A 23,172-nucleotide genomic window follows, 5' to 3' on the forward strand; every position below is an offset into this window, starting at 1 on the left:
CTCGAGCAAGGCGCGCCGAAAAGAACAGGTTCGGGAAAGGCAGGACCACGAACAAAAACGCCGGAGGCATGGCTGCGCTCCGGCGTTCTCATCTGGCTTTGCGAATTCGGTGGTGGGGCGTGAGTGACTCGAACACTCGACCTACGGATTAAGAGTCCGCTGCTCTACCAACTGAGCTAACGCCCCAACGAAGAACGAGATTCTAACATGATGCGCGGAAATGTCAACGCATCGAAACGTGCTGGTCGCAGGCCCGGCGTTTGCTTGCCTGGTGGAGCGGGTACGTGGCGCTGGGTGCGCGAGTGCAGCCGCGTGCCCGGCGGCAGCGGAACTCCGCGCGCGGATTGCAGTCTGCGACATGACCGATCACCACGCAGGACTATTGCCGCGACGGCGGCGTAGCCATGTTAGGATGCCCAATCACTTGCAACGGAGGGCTGTACCGATGGATATCAAGTTCCAGGAGCAAGATCGTTATGACATCAATAACGAAGGCTTGCTGTTTCATGCCATTGTCGACGGCCAGAAGGTGACGTGCGTGGTCACGCGCGAGGCGCTGTGGGAAGGCTTCAGTGCCGATCAGGTGCTGTCGCTGGAAGAGGCGTTCCGCGCCGGCCGTGAAACGATCGAGCGCGCGGCTGTCGTGCTGATCGAGCAGGGTGCGCCCGAGCCCATCGTGGTGAAGCGCGCGCACGTGGCGCCCGTCTGAGGACGGATGCCAGCATCCGGACCCCGTGTCCGGCATGCACCGCAAGTCGTCAAGCGAGGCGCCGGTTCGATACCGGCGTTTCTTTTTGGGTCGATGTGGAAATCATCCCTGCGCGACGCCCTTCCCGGATGCAGCGCCCGGGCGCGCCACCGCCGCGCGATCAGCGGGCGATGGTATCGGCGGAAGCTGGCCCGGCTGACGCTGGCCCGGCTGACGCTGCCTGCGCGGATTGCTGCGGATCCGCGGCAGCCGGTTCATGCCGGCACTCCTCGAACACCCTGACATTGCAGGAAGCGCAGATGCGCTGATCGAGCCTTGGCACGATGGTCTGCAGGGCCTGGCGCTTGGTGGGGAAGATATTGCCCTTGCCAAGCTTGTCCAGGAATCCGGTCTGCGCCCAGGTCTGCATCACCTGCGTGCGGGGGCGATGGAAATAGAGATCGCCGCCGATGGCGCGCCGCTCGGCCAGCTCGGCTTCCCACATTTCGGCGCCGGCCAGGTCGATGAAATTCATGCTCTTGGTCATCGCCAGCAGATGCACCTGGGTCGGGTTCTGCGCGCGCGCCTCGTGCAGGCGATCGGTCACGTACTGCACGGCGCCGAAGAAAATCGCGCCTTCCATCCGGATCAGCTTCAGCTGCGGGCATTCGGGCTGCGGGCGTCGCAGTTCGTCCAGCGGCGTGAAGCGCCGGTCGGGGTCGTCGGCGTCGGGCACCAGGGTGCGCACCGCGGGCCGCGAGGTGCGGTACAGATAAGCCACCAGCGACAGCATGGTACCGAGCAGCACGGCCATTTCCAGCCGGATCACCAGCGTGGCGACGAAGGTGCTCAGCGCGATGGCGAACTCGGTGCGCGACAGCCGGGCGATTCGCCGCAGGCGAGCGAAATCGAACAGGCCCCATGCCACCAGCAGCAGCATGGCGGCAATGGCCGCCAGCGGGATCTGCGCCAGCACCGGCGCACTGACCGCCACCAGCACCACCAGCAGCGTCGCCGAGAACACGGCGGCCAGCGGCGTCTGGGCACCGGCCTCGAAGTTGGGCATCGAGCGGTTCAGCGAACCGCAGGACAGGTAGGCAGAGAAGAAGCCGCCGGCGATGTTCGACAGGCCCTGGCCGATGAACTCGCGATTGGCGTCGATATGCTGTCCCGAGCGCAGCGCCACGGCCTTGGCGATCGAGATCGACTGTCCCAGTGCGACGATGGTCAGCGCCGAGGCGATGCCAAGCAGATCGGGGATGGCGCGCCAGGAGATATCGGGGACGTGGAACGGCGGCAGGGCTGCCGGAATCGGGCCAACCACGTCCACGTAATGGCCGCCGCCCCAGCCGGTGCGATTCAGCAGCAGGGCGAACAGGAAGCCCGCCAGCAATCCGATCAGCATGAAGGGCAGGCGCCGGGAGGCGCGCCGCACCAGCAGCGTCACCGCCAGCGTGATGGCGCCGACCGCCGCCGCGCTCCAGTTGATCGTCGAGCTGTTCTCGAAGAGAAAGCGCACCACGCCGAAGGCGGTGGTGCCGGTGGGCACCTGCAGGCCGAACAGGTCCTTGAGTGCGTACAGCGCGATCAGCGCCGCCGCGCCGCAGGTGAAGCCGAGCAATACCGAGGGCGAGATGAAGTTGGCGAGCGATCCCAGCCGCAGGGTGCCGACCGCCAGCTGCAGCAGACCCACCAGCACCGTCACCGCGAGTGCCAGGTTGATGTACTCCGGACTGCCGGCGAACGCCACTGGGCTGAGCATGGCGAACAGCGCCAGCGAATTGGCGTTGGTCGGCCCGGACATCACGTGCCAGCTGGAGCCGAACAGCGCCGCGACAATGCAGGGCACCACCGCGGCGTAGATGCCATAGGCCGGCGGCAGCCCCGCCAGGGTGGCGAAGGCCACACCCTGGGGCAGCACCAGCACGGCGCCGAGCAGGCCGGCCAGCAGGTCGGCGCGCAGCGTGATGCGGTTGACCCGGCCAACCCACGCCGGCAGTAGCCGCCGCAGGCGGGCAGGGTTGCCGGCGGAAGGCGCGGTGATCGGCATGCGCTCGCCCCGTCAGCCCAGCTGCAGCGTCGCCACGACCGGCGTGTGGTCGGAGGGCTGCTCCCACGCGCGGGGCACGCGATCGATCACGCAGCCGGTGCAGCGCTCGCGCAGCGCCGGCGACAGCAGGATATGGTCGATGCGCAGTCCCGCATTGCGGCGGAAGGCGAGCATCCGGTAGTCCCACCAGGAGAACGCCTTCTCGGGCTGCTCGAAGAGGCGGAAAGCGTCGGCCAGCCCCAGTTCCTGCAGCTTGCGGAACGCCTCGCGCTCGGCCGGCGAAACCAGGTTCTGGCCTTCCCACTTCGCCGGGTCGTGCACATCGCGGTCTTCTGGCGCGATATTGAAGTCGCCCAGCAGCGCGAGCTTCGGATACCGCTGCATTTCGGCGCGCAGCCACTCGTTCAGCGCGGTCAGCCACTGCATCTTGTAGGCGAATTTCTCGCTGTCGGGCGACTGGCCGTTGGGGAAGTAGGCGCAGACCAGGCGCACATCGCCGTAGGTCGCCGCCACTACGCGCTGCTGCGCGTCCTCGAAGCCGGGGATATTGCGCACCACGTCGGCCGCCGCTGGCAGTGTGGTGTTCCTGGCCAGGATGGCGACGCCGTTATAGGTCTTCTGGCCGACGTAGACGCTGCGAAAGCCGGCGCTTTCCAGTTCCGCCAGCGGGTATTTGTCCTCCGGCAGCTTCAGTTCCTGCAGGCACAGCGCGTCGATCGGTGTATCGGCCTTTTCCTGCGCGATCAACCAGTCGAGCACCTGCGGCAGGCGGATCTTCAGTGAATTGACGTTCCAGGTGGCGATGCGCAGCGTCGACGGCAGGGTCACGGGCACCGGTGGCGGCAGTGTGGAGCCGGCGGCCGGAGCCGCCGGGGCCGTGCCATCCCCGGCCATCTGCATGTCGCTCATGCCGCCATCCCGCCGTGACGCAGCAGCGCATCGATCTGCGGCGGGCGGCCGCGGAACGCAACGAACGAGTCCATCGCCGGCCGGCTGCCGCCCACCGACAGGATCTCCCGGTGGTAGCGCGCGCCGGTTTCCGCATCGAGCACGCTGCCGCTGAGCTGGGCCGCTTCCTCGAACGCCGCGTAGACATCGGCGGACAGCACCTCGGCCCACTTGTAGCTGTAGTAACCGGCCGCATAGCCGCCAGCGAAGATGTGGCTGAAGGTATTGGGCCAGCGCGACAGCGGGTACTGCGGCACGACATGGATGCGATCGTTGATCTGGCGCGACAGCTCCAGCACCGAGGTGTCCCCGGCGGGATCGAAGTCCGTATGCAGGTGCATGTCGAACGCCGAGAAGACGATCTGGCGCAGCGTCATCATGCCGTTCTGGAAGTTCTTCGCCGCCAGCATCCGCTCGAACAGGGGGCGTGGCAGCGGCTCGCCGGAGTCGATATGCGCGGTCATGCCGGCCAGCACTTCGTACTCCCAGCAGAAGTTCTCCATGAACTGCGACGGCAGCTCGACGGCATCCCATTCGACGCCGTTGATGCCGGACACACCGAGCTCGCCGACCTGGGTCAGCATATGGTGCAGGCCGTGGCCGAACTCATGGAACAGCGTGATCACTTCGTCGTGCGTGAACAGCGCAGGACGATCGCCGACCGGTGCCGAGAAGTTGCAGGTCAGGTAGGCGACCGGCGTCTGCACGCGGCCATCGGCATGCAGGCGGCGCCCGCGGGCGTCGTCCATCCAGGCGCCGCCGCGCTTGCCTTCACGCGCATACAGGTCGATGTAGAACTGCGCCTGCAGTTCACCCTTCAGGTTGGTGACGCGATAGAAGCGCACGTCCGGGTGCCAGGTCTGCGCCTGGTCGGCCTCGATCCGCACCGAGAACAGCTTCTGCGCGACGTCGAACAGGCCCTGCAGCACCTTGTGTTCCGGGAAGTACTGCTTGACCTCGTGTTCGGAGAAGGCATAGCGCTGCTGGCGCAGCTTCTCCGATGCGTAGGCGATGTCCCAGGGCGCGAGTTCGGTCAGGCCCAGTTCGCTGGCGGCGAACTGGCGCAGTTCCTGCCAGTCCTGCTCGGCATAGGGGCGCGCGCGGGCCGCCAGTTCTTCCAGGAAGCCGACCACTTCCTCCGGCGACTTGGCCATCTTCGGGACCAGCGACAGTTCGCCGAAATTGCGATAGCCGAGCATGCGCGCTTCCTCGCCGCGCAGCGCGAGTTGCTCGCGCATGTTCTGCGTGTTGTCCCAGTCGGGCTGGCCGCTGCCGTGCTGCGGGCCGAGCTCCGAGGCACGCGTGACGTTGGCCTCGTACAGGGTCTGGCGCAGCGCGCGATCGTCGGCGTACTGCAGCACCGGGAAGTAGGAGGGGAAGTGCAGTGTGAACTTCCAGCCGGGTTTGCCGTCCTTCTGCGCCGCCTCGCGCGCGGCTTCGATGGTGTCCGCGGGCAGGCCGGCCAGGCGTGCCTCGTCCTCGACGATCAGCGCATAGCCGTTGGTGGCGTCCAGCACGTGGTCGGAGAAGGCCTTGCCCAGCTGAGCCTGCTGCTCCTGGATTTCGGCAAAGCGCGGCTTGCGGTCCTCGGGCAGCTCGGCGCCGCCCAGGCGAAAGCCGCGCAGCTCGTTCTCCAGCAGCTGCTTGCGTGCCGACGGCAGCCCGTCGAATTCGGGACTGGCGGCCAGCGCCTTGTACTTTTCATAGAGCGCCAGGTTCTGGCCCAGCGACGACCAGAATTCCGTCATGCGCGGCAGGTTTTCGGCGTGGGCCTGGCGCAGCGCGGGCGTGTCCGCAACCGAGCTGAGGTGGCCGACCACGCCCCAGGCGCGGCCGAGCGGCTCGGTGGCGTTTTCCAGCGTCTCGACGACGGCTTCCCAGGTCGCTTCCGTCTCGGGCGATGCGACCTGCTCCACGGCCTGCTGGGCAGCGGCGAGCAACTGGTCCAGTGCCGGGCCGATGTGTTCGGGGCGGATCTCCTCGAAGCGGGGCAGGTCGGTAAAGTCGAGCAGGGGATTGCTGCCGGATTGGGCGTTCTCGGGGAGGGTCTTGGCGGCTTGATCCATGGCGTTATCTCGTTCCTTGCCTCCGTGGCGGAGGCGATGCCTGACAGCTTGGGGCGGGGGTGCGGCTTTTCCAGTCGCTATTTTGCCGCTTGCACCGCGGACTTGCCCGGCGCGGCAATGGCGCGCCGATCCCCGGCAGTGTGTCAGCCTGCGGCCCGTTCGGCCGCTTCCAGCGTGTTGACCAGCAGCATGGTAATCGTCATCGGGCCGACGCCGCCCGGCACGGGAGTGATATAGCCGGCCACTTCCCGTACGCCGTTGAAATCCACGTCACCGCACAGCTTGCCGGCATCGTCGCGGTTCATGCCGACGTCGATCACCACGGCGCCCGGCTTGACCATGTCGGCGGTGATGATGTTGCGCCGGCCCACCGCGGCCACGATGACGTCGGCCTCGCGGGTGTGCGCGGCGAGGTCGCGGGTCTTGCTGTTGCAGATGGTGACGGTGGCGCCCGCCTGCAGCAGCAGCATTGCCATTGGCTTGCCCACGATATTCGAGGCACCGACCACCACGGCGCGCGCGCCGCGCAGCTGGTACTCGATGGACTCCAGCATCTTCATGCAGCCGTAGGGCGTGCAGGGGCGGAACAGCGGCGCGCCGGTCATCAGCGCGCCGGCGTTGGCGACGTGAAAGCCGTCGACGTCCTTCTCGGGGGCGATCGCCTCGAGTACCTTGTGGCTGTCGATGTGCCTTGGCAGCGGCAGCTGCACCAGGATGCCGTGGATCTTCGGGTCGCGATTGAGGGCGTCGATGCGCGCCAGCAGATCGGCTTCCGACAGGTCGGCGGGGTAGCGGTCCAGCGAGGAGAAGAAGCCATTGTCCTCGCACGCCTTGACCTTGTTGCGCACATAGACCTGACTGGCCGGGTCCTCGCCCACCAGGACCACGGCGAGCCCCGGCTGGTGACCGCGCTCGGTCAGGCGGGCGGCGCGCAGGGCGGCTTCGGAACGAATTTGCTTGGCAAGGGCGTTGCCGTCGATCAGTTGGGCGGGCATTGGCTTGAGGCGCAGGTGCGGCAGAGGTGAAAACGGGATGCGGCCGGCGTGGTTGCCCCCGCGCAGGGCGGGCGGGCCGGGACGCCGTGCAAAACAACGATTATAAGGCTTGACGCGATCATGCCGGCCGGGCTGCGTGCCGCTCGCCCGGTTGCGAGGGACAGGCCGTTGGCGCCCGCGGTCGCCCTGCCGCGCCTGCGGCCTTCCGCTCAATGGCCGAACACTGCGTGAAACCGCGCCTTCGCCTGCTCCCACGCAGCGCGCTCCTCGGCTGCGTCAGGCGGTGTGACGAACCATTCGGCCAGGCACGGGGCGGCATACGCCCATTGCGCCGGCGGCAACGACGTCGCCAGGGCCCAGATCGCTTGCCGGGCGCTGTCGAAGCGCCCGTCGAAGCGCCTCCCGTGCGCACCCGTTTGCAGGCGCTCCCGCTCGCTCTCCTGGACCCAGAGCCTGCCAAGACAATATGCCAGCCATTCACGCCGCTCGGCGGTCGAGAGCCGGGCGCGCACCAACGGGACCGCGCTGACGACCGCCGACCGCGGCAGCTTGTCGTGCCGGACCCGCGCCGGCCCGTTCCACGCCTCCTGCGGGCGCAGGGGAAGCAGCTGCGCCAGGCAGGCGCGCAGATCGTCCGCATCGAGGCGCGCGATCATCTCCCAGGCCCGCCGAACCAGGGCGCCGTCCCGATCGGTCACCGCATCGAGCTGGTGCGCAAACTGCGCCGCCGCGGCGAGCGCCGCCGGCGTCCGGCACGGTGGCATGCGTTCCAGCAGCCCGATCCAGTCGCCGGCAAGATGGCGGGCGTGCTCTTCGACATCGGCCCAGCGTCCAGGCCAGGCGCGGGCATCGGTCACGCCGATCCATTCCGCGCACCGGTTGCATATCGCCCCGGCGAGCTCGGCAAGCTGGATCGGGTGGCCTGCCTGCGCAAGTGGCTCAGCCAGGGCGCTGAAGCAGGCGAGGTCCCCCAATTCGCCCCAGTTGCCTTCCTGCACCCAGACTTGTGCGGCCTTGACCTGCTCGGCCGGAGGCAGGTCGAGGATGACCCCGACGACGCGATCCCGTTCGGTCTGCTGGTTGCGCTGTGGCCATTGGGCCAGTAGTCCATAGTCGCCATGGTCGCGCGCCAGTCGCGCGACAGAGGCGAACGTCGCTTCGGCGAGGCCGGCGTCGTCGATGTGGTTGCGTCTCTGATAGAGCACGTCCTTCAGCAGCGCCGATCGGTCCGACGGTGCCAGCGTCGAGACATGGAGGCCGGCAGATGCCACGGCCTGCAGTCGGGTGGTGTCCGGTGCCTTCATCTGACACAGCGGCAGCAGCGCGCCAAGCAGTGTCAGCGTCTCGCCGTGTTCGCCGCCCATCGCCGCTTGCCACAGGGTGTCCCATGCCGCCTGATCCGGCAGGTAGCGCAGGAAGGCGGCACGAAGATGCAGCCGCCGTGGCTCCGTCAGGGCGGCGCTCTCCATGCGCTGCGCAATCCCGTCAAGAAGCTGGAGTTGTTGCTTTGCCCTCGCGGCATACAGGTACAGCCCCGTCGACGCCGGGTGGGCGGCGCCAAGTAGCCAGGCGAGAGCGTGGTACAGCCGCTCTCCCGGCAGGGAGAAGACCGTGTCCAGCAGCAGGGCCATACACTTCCCAGACGCATCGTCATCGCGCTCGCCGGATGGGTGCGAGCCCGGGACGGGCGGCAGGAGCCGGGCAAGCAAGGCGATCAGCCCCCCCTGCTGTCCGGCATCGAGTGTCTCCTGCGCGGCGCCCTCAAGCAGGTCCCGCCACACGTCGGCGGCATCCTGATCGGCGCCTGTGCGCGCCAGCGCGCCGGCGACAATCGAGTGCGTGTCGACGTGACAGGGAGCGGGATAGGCTCGAACCAGTTCAAGCGCGGCGCGCGCATCGGGCAGCAAGTGGGCGGCGATGGTGGCCAGATCGCCTCTTCCCTGCAGCAGCAGGGCCCGGCGCAGCAGGGCCCGCCGCAGCCGCGCGGACTGGGTGAGCGGTTCGGCGGCGATGCGTTCAGCACACGCCACCTGGGTGTCGCCGCTCATCTTGAGCGCACTGTCGCCGAGGCACTCAGCCAGCGCATCCATCGGCATTGCGCGCAGTGGTGGCGGCAGCCGCAGGGCCTGCGCGAGGAGCGCCTGGAAGCAGGTGCCGTGCGAGGACGAAGGCAATCCGCGCAGCCGATGGGCCAAGGCGACCAGTACCGCAGCACGGGAATGCGGCGCAAGGGTGGCGAAGGAATTCCCGGGGTCGTCGGAGAGCACTGCCTGGAACTCGTCCACCGTCCATACGGTTGCCGCCTGCCGAAGGGCCACGTCATGGCGTGCCCGGTGCTGGAGCCGGCTCTGCAAGGGCTTCGACACCTGATGCTCGAGGCGCAGCCGGGCCTGCATCGGCATCAGGTCGAGGATCGCCTCGTGCACGGCCGTCGGCAGCAGCTCAAAGGAGGACAGGACGACTTGCCGCGCGGCATCCGCCACCCCATCACCAGCTCTCGGAACGCAGGCACTGGCGGGCGCGCGGGGACCCGGTGCGAGGACCACGGCAGGGCCCTGTGTGCAGGATCGAATCGGGACGGGCGGGGAGGGCGGGGAGGGGTGCGGGAGAGAAGGGGCGGTGCCCGGGTCGGTAAGGTTGGCTTGCATGACGGCGTTTGCGTCAACCGGCGGTGGGCGGCCGGTATGGCGCCCGGCGGCCGCGGTTGGCGAGGCCGGCATTCTCGCCACGGGTGGACGAGGAGCGCGATCCGAAATCAGCGGCGGCTGTCGGTTCTGCCTCCCGGTGGGTCGCGAGGGACGCGCGACCGGCCCTACTGCGCTGCTTCGCCGCCCTTGTGCGACAGTGCCAGGCGCAGCAGGTCCGCCACGGTGTTGACGTTCAGCTTTTCCATGATGTTGGCGCGGTGCGCCTCCACCGTCTTGATCGAGATGCCCAGGTCGTCGGCGATCTGCTTGTTCAGCCGGCCGGCGACGATGCGCTCGAGCACCTGCTGCTCGCGCGTGGTCAGCTTGCCCAGCAGGTCCTGGGCAGCGCGCTGTTCACGAGCCGCGGAGTGGTCGGCGCGGGCTTTCTGCAGCATCCGTTCGACCAGCGAGCGCAGCTCGGACTCATCGAATGGCTTCTCGATGAAGTCGATCGCGCCCTTCTTCATGGTGGACACGGCCATCGGCACGTCGCCGTGGCCCGTGATGAAGACGATGGGCAAGTGGATGTTCTCGGCGATCATCCGCTCCTGCAGCTCGGGGCCGCTCATGCCGGGCATCCGCACATCGAGGATCAGGCAGGAGACCTGGCCGGCATCGTAGGCCGCCAGGAACTGCTCCGCGCTGGCGAAGCTGCGCACCTGGTAGCCGTTGCCCTCCAGCAGCCATGTCAGGGAGTCGCGCATGGCCTCATCGTCGTCGACGATGAAGACAGTTTCGCCACGGGCTTGCGTGAGGTTCTGCGCTGCGGTCATGGAGTCTCCTGATGCTGCTTGTCTGCGATGTGGCTAGTGTAACCCTGCCAGCACTCGGGCGAACAGCCCCGAAAGTGGGACCGCGCGCCCGTTACCCCGCTTACTGGTCGCCGGTGTCCGGCTGCAGGGGCAGCATGATTTTAAACGTACAGCCGACTCCATCGGCATTGTTCTCCACCCACAACCGGCCCTGGTGCGACTCGATGATCGAGCGGCAGATGTTCAGGCCCATGCCCATGCCATCGGACTTGGTGCTGAAGAAGGGCTCGAACAGGCGTTCCTTGGTCGCTTCGTCCACGCCTGGACCCTGGTCGATCACGTCGATGCAGATGATCGGGCCGAACTCGCCGGTGTCGACATGGGCGTGCAGCCTGACCACGCCCGAGGCCCGCATCGCCGGCAGGCCTGCCATTGCTTCGACAGCGTTCTTCAGCAGGTTGACCAGCACCTGCTCGATCAGCACCGGGTCGACGAACAGCAGCAGCGGCGGAGGCGGCAGACGGGTCAGGATGGTGACCCGACGGCGGGTCGCCTCCAGGTCGGCGAGGCCGACTGCATCGGCGACGATCTCGTGCAGCGCGGTTTCGCGCCGCTGCGGCTGGCTGCGTTTGACGAAGCCGCGGATACGGCTGATGATCGTGCCGGCCCGCACGGCCTGCGCCGAGGTCTTCTCCAGGATCGGCATCAGGTCCTCGGGGGTGCTGCGGCCCGAACGCAACCGCGCCACGGCGCCCATGCAGTAGTTGTTGATCGCCGCCAGCGGCTGGTTCAGCTCGTGCGCCAGCGATGAAGCCATCTCGCCCATGGTGGTCAGGCGGCTGGTGAACTGCAGCCGTTCCTCATGCTGGCGCGCCATTTCCTCCGCGCCCTTGCGCACCGTGATGTCGGTGGCGATCTGCATCTGCGCGAGGTGGCCGTCGACCCACTGGATATAGCGGCGCCGCACTTCGAACCACTTCTGCATGTCGGGCACGTAGATCTCGCGCGCATCCGAGGAGTAGGGCATCAGCTCCGACGCGGGCAGGCCGGCGTAGGCATCGACGAAGTCGGTATGGTCGCCGGTGACCTGTTCCTTCTCCACCTCGCCGCCCGCCAGCTTCAGATGGCCCTCGGCTTCCCAGCCGAACAGCTGGCGGTAGTAGCGGTTGGCGAACAGCAGCTCCGGCTTGTCGGTGGCCAGCACCGACACCGCGGCGTCCAGGCTTTCCAGCACGGTCGTGAAGCGTTCGTGCGCGGCGGCCAGTTCTTCGCGGGCCCGCTTGGGCTCGGTGATATCGGTCATCGAACTCATCCAGCCGGTATGGCGGCCGCGGCTGTCGATCAGCGGCGAGACGTACATCCGTGCGAAGAAGCTGGTGCCGTCGCGGCGCATGACGCGCATCTCGTAACCGCCGGCCGGCGACTTGCCCTGCAGCGTCAGGTCGATCTGGCGCTGCATCTCCTGCTGGTCGTTGGGCGGCCAGTAGGGGAAGGGCGGCACGCGGCCGACCAGGTCGTGCTCCTGCCAGCCGGTCATGCGGCAGAAGGCCGGATTGACGTAGGTGATGCGGCCATTCAGGTCCAGCGCGCGCAGGCCGATCAGCATCGAGTTTTCCATCGCGCGCCGGAACGAGGTTTCGGCCAGCAGCGCGCGCTGCGCCTCGGAGCGGCGGCTGGTATGGCGCCACATGCTCCACAGGCTCCACAGCAGGAAGCAGGACAGGCCGACCACCAGCCACAGCAGCATGTTGTTGGGCAGGTTGGAGGCGGGCGGATAGGCGTCGGCACGCAGCGACAGCGAGTGGCCCGGCGGGTCCAGCAGCACCTCGTAGGACAGCGCGGTGGAGGGCACCGGCCGCAGCGAGGTGCTGGCGCGCAGCTGGTTGTTCTTGTCGATCAGCGAGAAGCGGTAGCGCTCGGTCAGCTCGGGCGGCAACAGATGGGTCAGGATGCCGTTGATCGAGTACAGCGCGCCGAGCGTGCCAAGGAACTCGTTGTCCCGCACGATCGGCACCTGCATCAGCATGAAGCTCTCGCCGCGCTCGTTGGTCAGCGGGCGCGAATACACCACGCGCTGGGTTTCGCGCGCGGTATCGAAGGTATCGAGGACGTCCGGCTCCAGCGCCTGGTCCTGCGTCTCGCGCAGGCGCGCGGCGAACTCGGAGGTCGAGGGCAGCGACCAGCGGGCCCGGCGCGTGGCATCGAGCCAGTTGATGAAGACGATCTCCGGATTCTCGCGCAGCACCTCCTGCGCGGCCGTGCGATAGGCGCGCTGATCCATCTGCTGGGAGGCGATGTCGCGCGCCAGCGAGGCGAGCTGATCCTGGTTGCTCAGCAGCGACAGCCTGACGCGCTGCTGGGCCCACGCGGCATCCCGGTACAGCGCGTCGCGCTGCTGCTGCCGCTCGGTTTCATGCAGCGACCACAGGATGATGCCCATCGCGCCGGAGAACAGCACGATGGCCACCAGCGGAATGAACATGAACCAGCTGGTGGCGACGAGGTTGCGCCAGCGCAGCCACCAGAGCCCCCGCGGCGGCCCGGCGAAGGGCCGCCCGCCGCCGTCCTCCGTATCGTCGTCGTTGCCCAGGCCTTCCAGGCTGTCCAGCGGCGTCAGGCTGCTCAACTGGTCGATCGGCGCATCCGAACCCTGGCCCGCGCGTGCCGCCGCTGCATTGCGTATCATGCCGCCCCCCGCGGCGCGCGCGTGCGGGCCGGCTTCCCCGGCCGAGTCGCGGCGCGCATGGGCGGCGTCGGGAGGAATCACGGTCGGGATCTGGCCGGGCAGCAGCCGGCGGGCAAAACGAAAGATGAAGGACATGGCGGGATTGACGACTTGGCGCCCAGTGTAGCTGCAATGTTGCAGTGCGTCGCTTGGGGAAAGCGCCTATGCAAAATCCGGGTTTCTACCAATGAACCGCAAGCCTTTGTCAGTACTGGCTTTCCGGGTGTCTTGGTGCGTTGCGGCATTATTTCACATTACGAGAAACCATACCGTAATTTGAAAAAATGGCTTGTGCTGCCAAAACGGTATCCATAGAATCGGTGCGACCGAACGATGTGGCAGGACGGCGGTCGGACCTTGTCCGGACCCGGCGCAATGCCGGCCCACCCGCCGCATCGTCGAACCGAATCCCGTCAGTCAGCGTCGGACCGGCCGGGACCCGAAGGGCGCGCGCGTACGCGCGCCATGCCGCCCGCGCGATGAAACGCGGGCGGTCAGACAGGGACCGCTGTTTTGCGCACGAATTCCTCAAGGAGACGATCCATGTCCGCCGTACCAGAGCAGATCCTTGGCGCAGCCGCCGCCAACGATGGCGATCCCCAGGAAACCCAGGAGTGGCTCGAGGCCCTGCAGGGCGTGCTGGCCGCCGAAGGATCCGAACGCGCCGCGTTCCTGATCGACAAGCAGATCGAATATGCCCGCGTCAATGGCGTGACGCAGCCCTTCCACGCCGAAACGCCCTATATCAACACCATTCCGGTCGAGCAGCAGGCGCGCATCCCGGGTGACCAGGACATCGAGCACCGCATCCGCTCGTACTCGCGCTGGAACGCGATGGCGATGGTGCTGCGGGCCAACAAGCACACCAACGTCGGCGGCCATATCTCGTCGTACGCGTCGGCCGCGACGCTCTATGACGTCGGCTACAACCACTTCTGGCACGCGCCGTCCGACAAGCACGGCGGCGACCTGGTCTTCGTGCAGGGCCACTCGGCGCCCGGCGTCTACTCGCGCGCCTTCCTGCTGGGCCGCCTGACCGAGGAGCAGCTCGACAACTTCCGCCAGGAAGTCGACGGCAAGGGCATCTCGTCGTACCCGCACCCGTGGCTGATGCCGGATTTCTGGCAGTTCCCGACGGTGTCGATGGGTCTGGGCCCGATCATGGCCATCTATCAGGCCCGCTTCATGAAATACCTGGAAAGCCGGGGCCTGGTGCCGAAGCTGGGCGAGCGCAAGGTGTGGGCGTTCCTTGGCGACGGTGAGACGGACGAGCCGGAATCGCTGGGCGCGATCGGCATGGCGGGGCGCGAGAAGCTGGACAACCTGGTCTTCGTCATCAACTGCAACCTGCAGCGCCTGGACGGCCCGGTGCGCGGCAACGGCAAGATCATCCAGGAGCTGGAGTCGGAATTCCGCGGCTCGGGCTGGAACGTGATCAAGGTAGTGTGGGGCAGCCGCTGGGATTCGCTGCTGGCCCGCGACACCAAGGGCCTGCTGATGAAGCGCATGATGGAATGCGTGGACGGCGAGTACCAGACCTTCAAGGCGAAGAACGGCGCCTATGTGCGCGAGCATTTCTTCAATACGCCGGAACTGAAGGCGATGGTCGCCGACTGGTCCGACGATGACATCTGGCGCCTGAATCGCGGCGGCCACGACCCGCACAAGATCTACGCCGCCTACAAGGCCGCCAGCGAGCACAAGGGGCAGCCGACGCTGATCCTCGCCAAGACCATCAAGGGCTATGGCATGGGCGACGCCGGCCAGGCGATGAACATCACCCACCAGCAGAAGAAGATGCCGGTGGAGGCGATTCGCCGCTTCCGCGATCAGTTCGAGATCCCGGTGCCGGACGACAAGCTGGAAGAGGTGCCCTATGTCACCTTCGAGGAAGGCTCGAAGGAGCTGGAGTACATGCGCGCCCGCCGCATGGAACTGGGCGGCTACCTGCCGGCGCGGCGCCAGAAGGCCGAGCCGCTGAAGGTGCCCGAGCTGGCCGCGTTCGAGGCGCTGCTCAAGGGCACGGGCGAAGGCCGCGAGGTCTCGACCACGATGGCGTTCGTGCGGATCCTGAACACGCTGCTCAAGGACAAGCAGATCGGCAAGCACGTGGTGCCCATCGTGCCGGACGAGTCGCGCACCTTCGGCATGGAAGGTCTGTTCCGCCAGATCGGCATCTGGAACCAGCAAGGCCAGAAGTACGTGCCGGAAGACCACGACCAGCTGATGTTCTACAAGGAGTCGGAAACCGGTCAGGTCCTGCAGGAAGGCATCAACGAGGCCGGCGCCATGTGCGACTGGATCGCCGCCGCCACGTCGTACTCGACGCACGGCGTGCAGATGATCCCGTTCTACATCTACTACTCGATGTTCGGCATCCAGCGGATCGGCGACCTGTGCTGGGCCGCGGCCGACATGCGCTCGCGCGGCTTCCTGCTGGGCGGCACCTCGGGCCGCACCACGCTGAACGGCGAGGGCCTGCAACACGAGGACGGCCATTCGCACGTGTTCCACGCGGCGATCCCGAACTGCATCTCGTATGACCCGACCTTCCAGTACGAACTGGCGGTGATCGTGCAGGACGGCATGCGCCGCATGTACGCCGAGCAGGAAGACGTCTACTACTACCTGACGGTGATGAACGAGAACTACGAGCATCCGGCCATGCCGGCTGGCGTGGAGCAGGACATCATCAAGGGCATGTACGCGTTCCGCAAGGGCGTCGAGAACAGCAACGCGCCGCGCGTGCAGCTGCTGGGCTCGGGCACCATCTTCCGCGAGGTGATGGCCGCCGCCGACCTGCTGAAGAAGGACTGGGGCGTCGAATCGGATCTGTGGAGCTGCCCGAGCTTCACCGAGCTGGCCCGCGAAGGCCAGGCCGCCGAGCGCTGGAACCTGCTGCACCCGACCGAGACCCCGCGCGAGTCGTTCGTCACGCAGAAGCTCAAGTCCGTGCGCGGTCCGGTAATTGCCTCGACCGACTACGTGCGCGCCTTCGCCGAGCAGATCCGCCCGTTCGTGCCGCGCCGCTACGTGGTGCTCGGCACCGACGGCTTCGGCCGCTCGGATACCCGCGAGAAGCTGCGCCACTTCTTCGAGGTCGATCGCCACTGGGTCACCGTCGCATCGCTGAAGGCCCTGGCCGACGAAGGCGCGATCGGGCATGACAAGGTGGCCGAGGCGATCCGCAAGTACAACCTCGACCCGAACAAGCCGAACCCGATGTCGGTCTGACCGGCTGTCACTCCCGCGAACCCCCCAGGCACGGCAACCCCCCGCGCCCGGACCGCGACGGAGCCGCCCTTGTGGCGCTTCCGGCACGGACCGGGCGCGAGGCGTGACAGGGGCGGGCAGGCGCTCGAAGCCGACGCCACCGCTGCCTGTGCGTGCCGTCCTGTCCAGGAGACACTGAATGAGTCAAGCGATTGAAATCAAGGTGCCGGATATCGGCGACTACGACGCCGTTCCCGTCATCGAAGTACACGTGAAGCCGGGCGATACCATCAACGCGGAAGATGCGCTGGTGACGCTGGAGTCCGACAAGGCGACCATGGACGTGCCGTCGCCGCGTGGCGGCACCGTCAAGGAAGTGAAGATCAAGGTCGGAGACAATGTCTCCGAGGGCTCGGTGCTGGTGATGCTGGAGCCCGCCGAAGGCGGCGCTGCTGCTCCTGCCCCCGCCGCCTCGACGCCCGCGCCCGCACCGGCGGCGGAAACGAAGCTCGAATCGGCGCCCGCTGCCGCGCCTGCCGCAGCCCCTGCCGCCGGTGGCGGCGCGGGCGGCACGATCGAGGTCAAGGTCCCCGATATCGGCGACTATGACGGCGTGCCGGTGATCGAGATCCACGTCAAGCCGGGCGATACCATCCAGGCCGAGGACGCGCTGATCACGCTGGAGTCCGACAAGGCCACCATGGACGTGCCGTCGCCGTCCGCCGGTGTGGTCAAGGAGATCAAGGTCAAGGTCGGGGACAACGTCGCCGAAGGCACGCTGATCCTGACGCTGGAAGCGCAGGGGGCTGCGCCGGCTGCCGCCCCCGCGGCGGCTCCGGCCCCGGCTCCTGCTGCCGCACCGTCGCCGGCTCCCGCAGCCGCCGCTCCCGCCGCTGCACCTGCCGCTGCCGCCTCGGCTACGGCGCCGGCCCCCGCTGGCGTATCGGGCAAGGCTGCCCATGCCAGTCCCTCGGTGCGCAAGTTCGCGCGCGAGCTGGGCGTGGACGTGTCGCGCGTGCCGGGCACCGGTCCCAAGGGCCGCATCACCCAGGAAGACGTGCAGCGCTACGTCAAGGGCGTGATGAGCGGCCAGGCCGCGGCCCCCACGCAGGCGGCCGCAGCCGGTGCGGGCGGCGGTGGCGAGCTGAACCTGCTGCCGTGGCCGAAGGTCGATTTCACCCGCTACGGCGAAATCGAGAGCAAGCCGCTGTCGCGCATCAAGAAGCTGTCGGGCGCGAACCTGCATCGCAACTGGGTCATGATCCCCCACGTCACCAACCATGACGAGGCGGACATTACCGAGCTGGAAGCGTTCCGCGTGCAGCTGAACAAGGAATACGAGAAGCAGGGCGTCAAGGTGACCATGCTGGCCTTCATGATCAAGGCCACCGTTGCCGCGCTGAAGAAGTTCCCGAACTTCAATGCCTCGCTGGAAGGCGAGAACCTGATCCTGAAGAAGTACTTCAACGTCGGCTTTGCCGCGGACACGCCGAATGGGCTGGTGGTGCCGGTGATCAAGGACGCTGACAGGAAGGGCGTGATCGAGATCGCGCAGGAGATGGCCGAACTGGCCAAGCTGGCGCGCGACGGCAAGCTGAAGCCGGACCAGATGCAGGGCGGCTGTTTCTCGATCTCGTCGCTGGGCGGGATCGGCGGGACCTACTTCACGCCGATCATCAATGCGCCCGAAGTGGCGATCATGGGCGTGTGCAAGTCGTACCAGAAGCCCGTCTGGGACGGCAAGCAGTTCGTGCCGCGCCTGACCCTGCCGCTATCGCTGTCGTGGGATCACCGCGTGATCGATGGCGCCGAGGCGGCCCGCTTCAATACCTATTTTGGCCAGCTGCTGGCCGACTTCCGTCGCATCCTGCTGTAAGCGGCGCCGGCCAGAGGAGCAAAGCATGAGTGTGATCGAGGTCAAGGTTCCGGATATCGGCGATTTCGATGCCGTGGAAGTGATCGAGGTGCTGGTCAAGGCCGGCGATACGGTCGAGGAAGAGCAGTCGCTGATCGTGCTGGAGTCGGACAAGGCCAGCATGGACGTGCCGTCCTCGTCCGCCGGCAAGGTGGTCGAGGTCAAGGTCAAGGTGGGCGACAAGGTGTCGAAGGGCACGGTGATCTGCACAGTGGAAGCGGCCGCGCAGGCGGCAGCCCCGGCCGCAGCCCCGGCCGCAGCCCCGGCCGCGGCACCGGCTGCGCCGGCTCCGGCGCCCGCTGCAGCGCAGGCCCCGGCGGCAACGCCGGCGCCGGCCCCGGCTGCGGCGACGCACGGCGGCGGCGCCGACATCCAGTGCGAGATGCTGGTGCTTGGCGCCGGTCCCGGCGGCTACTCGGCGGCCTTCCGCAGCGCCGACCTTGGCATGCAGACGGTGCTGGTCGAGCGCTATTCGACGCTGGGCGGCGTCTGCCTGAACGTGGGCTGCATTCCGTCCAAGGCGCTGCTGCACAACGCAGCGGTGATCGACGAGGCGAAGGCGCTGGCCGCGCACGGCATCGTCTTCGGTGACGCAAAGATCGACCTGGACGGCCTGCGCAAGTACAAGGATTCGGTGGTCGGCAAGCTGACCGGCGGCCTGGCCGGCATGGCCAAGGCGCGCAAGGTGCAGGTGGTGCGCGGCGTCGGCACCTTCCTCGACCCCAATCACCTGGAAGTGCAGGAGACTGGCGGCGACGGCAAGGATGCGAGCGGCAAGAAGACGGTCATCCGCTTCGAGAAGGCGATCATCGCGGCAGGCAGCCAGGCGGTGAAGCTGCCGTTCATCCCGGAAGACCCGCGCATCGTCGATTCGACCGGCGCGCTGGAGCTGCGCGAGATTCCCAAGCGCATGCTGGTGATCGGTGGCGGCATCATCGGCCTGGAGATGGCGACGGTCTATTCGACGCTGGGCGCCAGCATCGACGTGGTGGAAATGCTCGACGGCCTGATGCAGGGCGCGGACCGCGACCTGGTCAAGGTCTGGGAGAAGATGAACAAGCATCGCTTCGACAAGGTAATGCTCAAGACCAGGACGGTCGGCGTCGAGGCGAAGGCAGATGGCATCCATGTCCGCTTCGAGGGCGAACAGGCGCCGGCCGAGCCGCAGCGCTACGACATGGTGCTGGTGTCGGTGGGCCGCGCGCCCAATGGCAAGCGCATCGGTGCGGAGAAGGCCGGGGTTGCGGTCACCGAGCGCGGTTTCATCGAGGTCGACCAGCAGATGCGCACCAACGTGCCGCACATCTTCGCCATCGGCGATATCGTCGGGCAGCCGATGCTCGCCCACAAGGCGGTGCACGAAGGCCATGTCGCCGCGGAAGCCGCGCACGGCGAGAAGGCGTACTTCGACGCGAAGCAGATTCCGTCCGTCGCCTACACCGATCCGGAAGTGGCCTGGGCCGGCCTGACCGAAGAGCAATGCAAGGAGCAGGGCATCAAGTACGGCAAGGGCGTGTTCCCCTGGGCCGCTTCGGGCCGGGCGATCGCCAACGGGCGCGACGAAGGCTTCACCAAGCTGATCTTCGATGAGGAAACCCACCGCATCATCGGCGGGGGCATCGTCGGCACCCATGCCGGCGACCTGATCGGCGAGGTGTGCCTGGCGATCGAAATGGGCGCCGATGCCGTCGATATCGGTCGTACCATCCATCCGCACCCGACGCTGGGCGAATCGGTGGGCATGGCGGCGGAGATCTACGAAGGTGTCTGCACGGACGTGCCGCCGCCGCGCAAGCGTTGAGATGACTCGGTTGGCGGGGATGCTGCCGCCACCGAAGGCGCAACGGAAGGCTCGCCGCGAGGCGGGCCTTCTTCGCATCGAGAAATGCAATTAACCGCCAGGCTCTCAAACCTACCACTAGATCGCGGCCGGGCAGCGGCGGGGCCGGGTTAGACACTGGTATGGATTTCGACGCAATCACCGTATTCGTCAAGGTGGTGGAAGCGGGCAGCTTCGCCGCCGCGGCGCGCCAGCTCGGCATGCCGAAGACCACGGTCAGCGCCCGCGTGGCCGCGCTGGAGAAGCGGCTGGGCGTCAGCCTGATCCAGCGCACGACGCGGAACCTGCGCATGACCGAGGCCGGCGAGGCCTACTTCCGCCATTGCGTCAACGCGGTGCGGGAGATCGAACTGGGCGAGGCAGCGCTGCTGCAAGCGCGGGAACGGCCGGGCGGGCTGCTGCGGATCACCGCGCCGTTCGATGTTGGGCATACGGTGCTGCCACCGATTATCGAGGCGTATCTGCGGCGCTATCCCGGTACCCGGGTGGAGATGCGCCTGACCAACGAAATGCTCGACCTGATTGCCGACGGCATCGACCTCGCGCTTCGTGCAGGGGTGCTGAAGGACTCCTCGCTGGTCGCGCGCCGCTTCTTCGGTCTTGAGGTCGGGTTGTGGGCGTCGCCGGAATATCTGCTGGCATTGCAGGACCAGCGCGGCGCGCTGCGGCAGCCCGATGACTTGCGCGGCTGCCGCTTCGTTGCCCGCAGCGGAGTGCAGGAAATCGCGCTGACCGATGGCGGCACGCGCGTGCGACTGCCGGTCGCCAGCCGCGTTACCGCCGACGACTTCGAAGCGGTCAAGGCGTTGGCGCTGCTCGGCGAGGGCGTGGCATGGCTGCCCGATTTCCTTGCGCACGAGGCGGCCGTGGCCGGATCGTTGGTACGGGTGCTGCCCGGCTGGCGGATGGACGCCGTGGGCGCCTTCTATTTCGTCTATCCGCGGCAGGCGTATACGGCGCCGTCGGTCACGGCTTTCATCGAGATGGCGCTCGAATGGGCGCGCAAGGCGGAAGAGGGCGAACAACGCCCTGCGGGCTAGCGCTCCTGCTGTCCGTCGGTCAGGGGCGGAGTGACCGCATCGGGCAACTGCAGCAGCGGCAGCTTGTCCCGCACCGTCGCCCACTGCTCGTGTTCCGGCAGCGGCGGCTTGCTGGCGGTGATGCGCTTCCAGTCGGGATGGGCCGACAGCGTGCGGTTCAGTTCGATGAAGTGCCGCTGGTCCGGCGGCACCTCGTGCTCGCCGACGATTGCGCCAACCGGGCATTCGGCCACGCACATCGAGCAGTCGATGCACTCATCGGGATGGATCACGAGGAAGTTCGGCCCCTCCAGGAAGCAATCCATCGGGCAGACGGTGACGCAGTCGGTGTACTTGCATTGGATGCAGCTTTCGGTGACGACAAAGGGCATGAAGGAATCCGAATAAGAGCGCGGTCAGGTTCGTCGCTGGCGGTCAGCGGTCGCCTTGGCAGTCCACCGCCTGCCGGAACTCGTACGACGCCATCGGCACCTTCATCACGCGGTCGACGAACAGCGTTCGCCCGGCGTCGTTGCCGGCGGCACCGGCGGCGACCAGCAAGGGCATCAGATGATCTTCGCGAGGGTGGACCAGCCGCGCGTCGGGGGCGCGCTGCCAGTCCGCCAGCAGCGCGTTGCGCCTTGCCGCGTCCGGCTGCGTGACCGCCTGGTCCAGCCATCGCTGGAACGCCTCGGCGACCGGCGTGGAGGCGTCGCGATTGAAGCCGCGCATGTTGTGGTATGTGAGTCCGCTGCCGATGATGAGAACGCCCTCGTCGCGCAAGGGCGCGAGCGCCTGGCCCAGGCGCAGATGGGCGGCGGGGTCGTAGTCGTCGCGCAGCGACACCATCAGCACCGGCACGTCGGCGTCCGGGAACATCAGGCCAAGCGGGATGAAGGTGCCATGGTCGAAGCCGCGCTGGGCGTCTTCGCCCGCCGCAAGACCAGCGGCGGCGATCCGTTCGTGCACCCGGGCCGCCAGCGCCGGCGCACCCGGTGCAGGGTATTGCAGATGATAGGTGTGTGGCGGAAAGCCGAAATAGTCGTACAGCATCGGCGGCCGGGCAGCCGTCGACACGGTGAAGGCCGGTGCCTCCCAGTGCCCCGAGATCACGAGCACGGCCGCGGGCCGTGCGGGCAGCCGGTCGGGCAGGGCGCGCAGGGCCCGTTCGGTGGCGGCGTACTGCTCACGGATGCCGTCGATGAACGGCCACGGTCCGCCGCCGTGCGAGACGAAGTAGACCGGCAATCGATTCGAGGGCATTGCGTTCTCCATGGCTTGCTGCTGCATCGCTTGCAATGTAACCGGCCAGGGTGCGCGGCGACAGCCGGCAAGGGCGGGAATCACTGTGCAAGAAACTGGACGATCTGGTCCGGGCGAGGCCTGAGAAAAACGCAGCCGCCAGAAAAGGAAAAACCCGGCCACAGTGGCCGGGTTTTCCGTGGCGGCGAACCGCCGTCGATGCCGTCAGGCGAGCATTCAGACCGCGGTGGTCGGCGCCTTCTTGCCGGCAGCGGCAGCAGCGCGCGCGGCGGTCGCCGCGGTTGCCGAGCCTGCCTGCTGGGCAGCGTTGGTCGCCGCGCTGGCGGCCGCCTGGAAATTGCTCTCGGCAATCTCGACTGCCTGCTTGGTGGCCTTCTGGACCGACTCGTAGGCGTTGTTGGCGGCAGCGATCGCCGACTTCACGATGGCAACGGTCGACTCCGAGCCGGCGGGCGCGTTGCGGGCCAGGTTGTCCACCATGGTCTGCATGTTGCGCGAGTTTTCCGCCAGTTGGGCTTCCGCCACGCGGGTGAATTCCGACTGGGTGTCGGTCGCGATTTCGTACACGTGGCGGCTGTAGGCCACGGCCTTTTCGGCTACCGGCTGGATCAGCGACACCTGCAGCGCAAGCAGTTCCTGCGCATCGCGCACGCTGAGAGCCTTCTTGGTGTGCTCGACGTTCTCCGCCAGGGTGGTCTTGACCACTTGCATATTGAGCTCGACGAGCTTTTCGACGCCCTCGAACGCCTTGCTGGTCAGGCCGAGAAGAGTTTCCAGATTGGCTTTGTGAGCGGCGGCGACTTGTTCGGGGGTAAAGGACATGCTGGTCTCCATGAAATGAAGTCGAGTTACGGGGAACTCAAGATGAGCCGCCTAGTGTCGAAGCCGTGACCTTGCGAGACGGCCAGCCCAGGCGCATGAACAGCTGCGGTCCAGCGGGCGATTCCATCTGCTGGTGCGCGAACTGCAATTCGGGTTGCCGCGCTCACTTCGGAGAGCCATCCGGACTCA

Annotated in this window: 15 protein-coding genes and 1 tRNA gene; 5 read left to right on the top strand and 11 right to left on the bottom strand. The window is 67.3% G+C overall.

The genetic code is table 11. From position 1 onward, the window contains the following. Nucleotides 1–110: 110 nt before the first annotated feature. Nucleotides 111–186: transfer RNA gene (locus tag K6V06_RS17850), tRNA-Lys, on the bottom strand. A 259-nt stretch (nt 187–445) separates the two neighbouring features. Between K6V06_RS17850 and K6V06_RS17855 the strand changes: the two genes are divergently transcribed. Then, nucleotides 446–709, top strand: coding sequence for a DUF1488 domain-containing protein (locus tag K6V06_RS17855; protein ID WP_222245463.1), 264 nt, complete (start codon nt 446–448; stop codon nt 707–709). A 160-nt stretch (nt 710–869) separates the two neighbouring features. Here K6V06_RS17855 and K6V06_RS17860 read toward each other — a convergent pair whose 3' ends face one another. The 7 genes from K6V06_RS17860 to K6V06_RS17890 form a co-directional block, all read right to left on the bottom strand. Then, entirely contained in the window at nt 870–2,738 is a 1,869-nt protein-coding gene (locus K6V06_RS17860; protein ID WP_222245464.1) for a SulP family inorganic anion transporter, read from the bottom strand. 12 nt (nt 2,739–2,750) lie between these two features. After that, the gene (gene xth, locus K6V06_RS17865) at nt 2,751–3,548 is read right to left on the bottom strand and encodes an exodeoxyribonuclease III (protein ID WP_222245491.1); all 798 of its coding nucleotides are present in this window, start codon (nt 3,546–3,548) and stop codon (nt 2,751–2,753) included. A 95-nt stretch (nt 3,549–3,643) separates the two neighbouring features. Further along, nucleotides 3,644–5,752: a M3 family metallopeptidase gene (locus tag K6V06_RS17870; RefSeq protein ID WP_222245465.1), complete on the bottom strand. Its 2,109-nt coding sequence runs from the start codon at nt 5,750–5,752 to the stop codon at nt 3,644–3,646. A gap of 143 nt (nt 5,753–5,895) precedes the next feature. Further along, on the bottom strand, nt 5,896–6,747 hold the full coding sequence (gene folD / locus K6V06_RS17875; protein ID WP_222245466.1) for a bifunctional methylenetetrahydrofolate dehydrogenase/methenyltetrahydrofolate cyclohydrolase FolD: 852 nt from the start codon (nt 6,745–6,747) through the stop codon (nt 5,896–5,898). A 209-nt stretch (nt 6,748–6,956) separates the two neighbouring features. Beyond that, entirely contained in the window at nt 6,957–9,230 is a 2,274-nt protein-coding gene (locus K6V06_RS17880) for a hypothetical protein (RefSeq protein WP_222245467.1), read from the bottom strand. Nucleotides 9,231–9,559: 329 nt separating this feature from the next. Then, complete coding sequence (locus tag K6V06_RS17885) at nt 9,560–10,207, bottom strand: response regulator transcription factor (RefSeq protein WP_222245468.1); 648 nt, start codon at nt 10,205–10,207, stop codon at nt 9,560–9,562. 100 nt (nt 10,208–10,307) lie between these two features. After that, on the bottom strand, nt 10,308–13,007 hold the full coding sequence (locus tag K6V06_RS17890; RefSeq protein ID WP_222245469.1) for a PAS domain S-box protein: 2,700 nt from the start codon (nt 13,005–13,007) through the stop codon (nt 10,308–10,310). A 447-nt stretch (nt 13,008–13,454) separates the two neighbouring features. Here K6V06_RS17890 and aceE point away from each other — a divergent pair, with 447 nt between their 5' ends. From aceE to K6V06_RS17910, 4 genes are all read left to right on the top strand, one after another. Further along, the gene (gene aceE, locus K6V06_RS17895) at nt 13,455–16,145 is read left to right on the top strand and encodes a pyruvate dehydrogenase (acetyl-transferring), homodimeric type (protein WP_222245470.1); all 2,691 of its coding nucleotides are present in this window, start codon (nt 13,455–13,457) and stop codon (nt 16,143–16,145) included. Nucleotides 16,146–16,323: 178 nt separating this feature from the next. Further along, complete coding sequence (aceF, locus tag K6V06_RS17900; RefSeq protein ID WP_222245471.1) at nt 16,324–18,000, top strand: dihydrolipoyllysine-residue acetyltransferase; 1,677 nt, start codon at nt 16,324–16,326, stop codon at nt 17,998–18,000. A 25-nt stretch (nt 18,001–18,025) separates the two neighbouring features. Further along, nucleotides 18,026–19,840: a dihydrolipoyl dehydrogenase gene (gene lpdA, locus K6V06_RS17905; RefSeq protein WP_222245472.1), complete on the top strand. Its 1,815-nt coding sequence runs from the start codon at nt 18,026–18,028 to the stop codon at nt 19,838–19,840. 161 nt (nt 19,841–20,001) lie between these two features. Continuing rightward, nucleotides 20,002–20,919: a LysR family transcriptional regulator gene (locus K6V06_RS17910; RefSeq protein WP_222245473.1), complete on the top strand. Its 918-nt coding sequence runs from the start codon at nt 20,002–20,004 to the stop codon at nt 20,917–20,919. Here the strand turns inward: K6V06_RS17910 and fdxA are convergent. The 3 genes from fdxA to K6V06_RS17925 all read right to left on the bottom strand — a co-directional run bounded on the left by fdxA (nt 20,916) and on the right by K6V06_RS17925 (nt 22,983). Next, nucleotides 20,916–21,290 (bottom strand): ferredoxin FdxA, encoded by a 375-nt coding sequence (gene fdxA, locus K6V06_RS17915; protein WP_222245474.1) that lies wholly within the window; start codon nt 21,288–21,290, stop codon nt 20,916–20,918. The two genes, K6V06_RS17910 and fdxA, sit on opposite strands and share 4 nt — an antisense overlap. 43 nt (nt 21,291–21,333) lie before the next feature. Then, nucleotides 21,334–22,161 carry a class III extradiol ring-cleavage dioxygenase gene (locus tag K6V06_RS17920; RefSeq protein WP_255581931.1) on the bottom strand — a complete coding sequence of 276 codons (828 nt, stop codon included), beginning with the start codon at nt 22,159–22,161 and terminating at the stop codon, nt 21,334–21,336. Between the two features lie 216 nt (nt 22,162–22,377). Further along, the gene (locus K6V06_RS17925; protein WP_222245476.1) at nt 22,378–22,983 is read right to left on the bottom strand and encodes a phasin family protein; all 606 of its coding nucleotides are present in this window, start codon (nt 22,981–22,983) and stop codon (nt 22,378–22,380) included. Nucleotides 22,984–23,172: the final 189 nt, after the last annotated feature.

Origin of the sequence: Cupriavidus sp. AU9028, assembly GCF_019795295.1 — a bacterium.
GTDB lineage: Bacteria > Pseudomonadota > Gammaproteobacteria > Burkholderiales > Burkholderiaceae > Cupriavidus.

What these genes read in the sequence shown, in the direction of transcription:
- K6V06_RS17855 (WP_222245463.1), top strand. Translation starts at nt 446, where the DNA reads ATGGATATCAAGTTCCAGGAGCAAGATCGTTATGACATCAATAACGAA.
- K6V06_RS17860 (WP_222245464.1), bottom strand. Translation starts at nt 2,738, where the DNA reads ATGCCGATCACCGCGCCTTCCGCCGGCAACCCTGCCCGCCTGCGGCGG.
- K6V06_RS17870 (WP_222245465.1), bottom strand. Translation starts at nt 5,752, where the DNA reads ATGGATCAAGCCGCCAAGACCCTCCCCGAGAACGCCCAATCCGGCAGC.
- folD (WP_222245466.1), bottom strand. Translation starts at nt 6,747, where the DNA reads ATGCCCGCCCAACTGATCGACGGCAACGCCCTTGCCAAGCAAATTCGT.
- K6V06_RS17885 (WP_222245468.1), bottom strand. Translation starts at nt 10,207, where the DNA reads ATGACCGCAGCGCAGAACCTCACGCAAGCCCGTGGCGAAACTGTCTTC.
- K6V06_RS17890 (WP_222245469.1), bottom strand. Translation starts at nt 13,007, where the DNA reads ATGTCCTTCATCTTTCGTTTTGCCCGCCGGCTGCTGCCCGGCCAGATC.
- aceE (WP_222245470.1), top strand. Translation starts at nt 13,455, where the DNA reads ATGTCCGCCGTACCAGAGCAGATCCTTGGCGCAGCCGCCGCCAACGAT.
- aceF (WP_222245471.1), top strand. Translation starts at nt 16,324, where the DNA reads ATGAGTCAAGCGATTGAAATCAAGGTGCCGGATATCGGCGACTACGAC.
- lpdA (WP_222245472.1), top strand. Translation starts at nt 18,026, where the DNA reads ATGAGTGTGATCGAGGTCAAGGTTCCGGATATCGGCGATTTCGATGCC.
- K6V06_RS17910 (WP_222245473.1), top strand. Translation starts at nt 20,002, where the DNA reads ATGGATTTCGACGCAATCACCGTATTCGTCAAGGTGGTGGAAGCGGGC.
- fdxA (WP_222245474.1), bottom strand. Translation starts at nt 21,290, where the DNA reads ATGCCCTTTGTCGTCACCGAAAGCTGCATCCAATGCAAGTACACCGAC.
- K6V06_RS17920 (WP_255581931.1), bottom strand. Translation starts at nt 22,161, where the DNA reads ATGCCCTCGAATCGATTGCCGGTCTACTTCGTCTCGCACGGCGGCGGA.
- K6V06_RS17925 (WP_222245476.1), bottom strand. Translation starts at nt 22,983, where the DNA reads ATGTCCTTTACCCCCGAACAAGTCGCCGCCGCTCACAAAGCCAATCTG.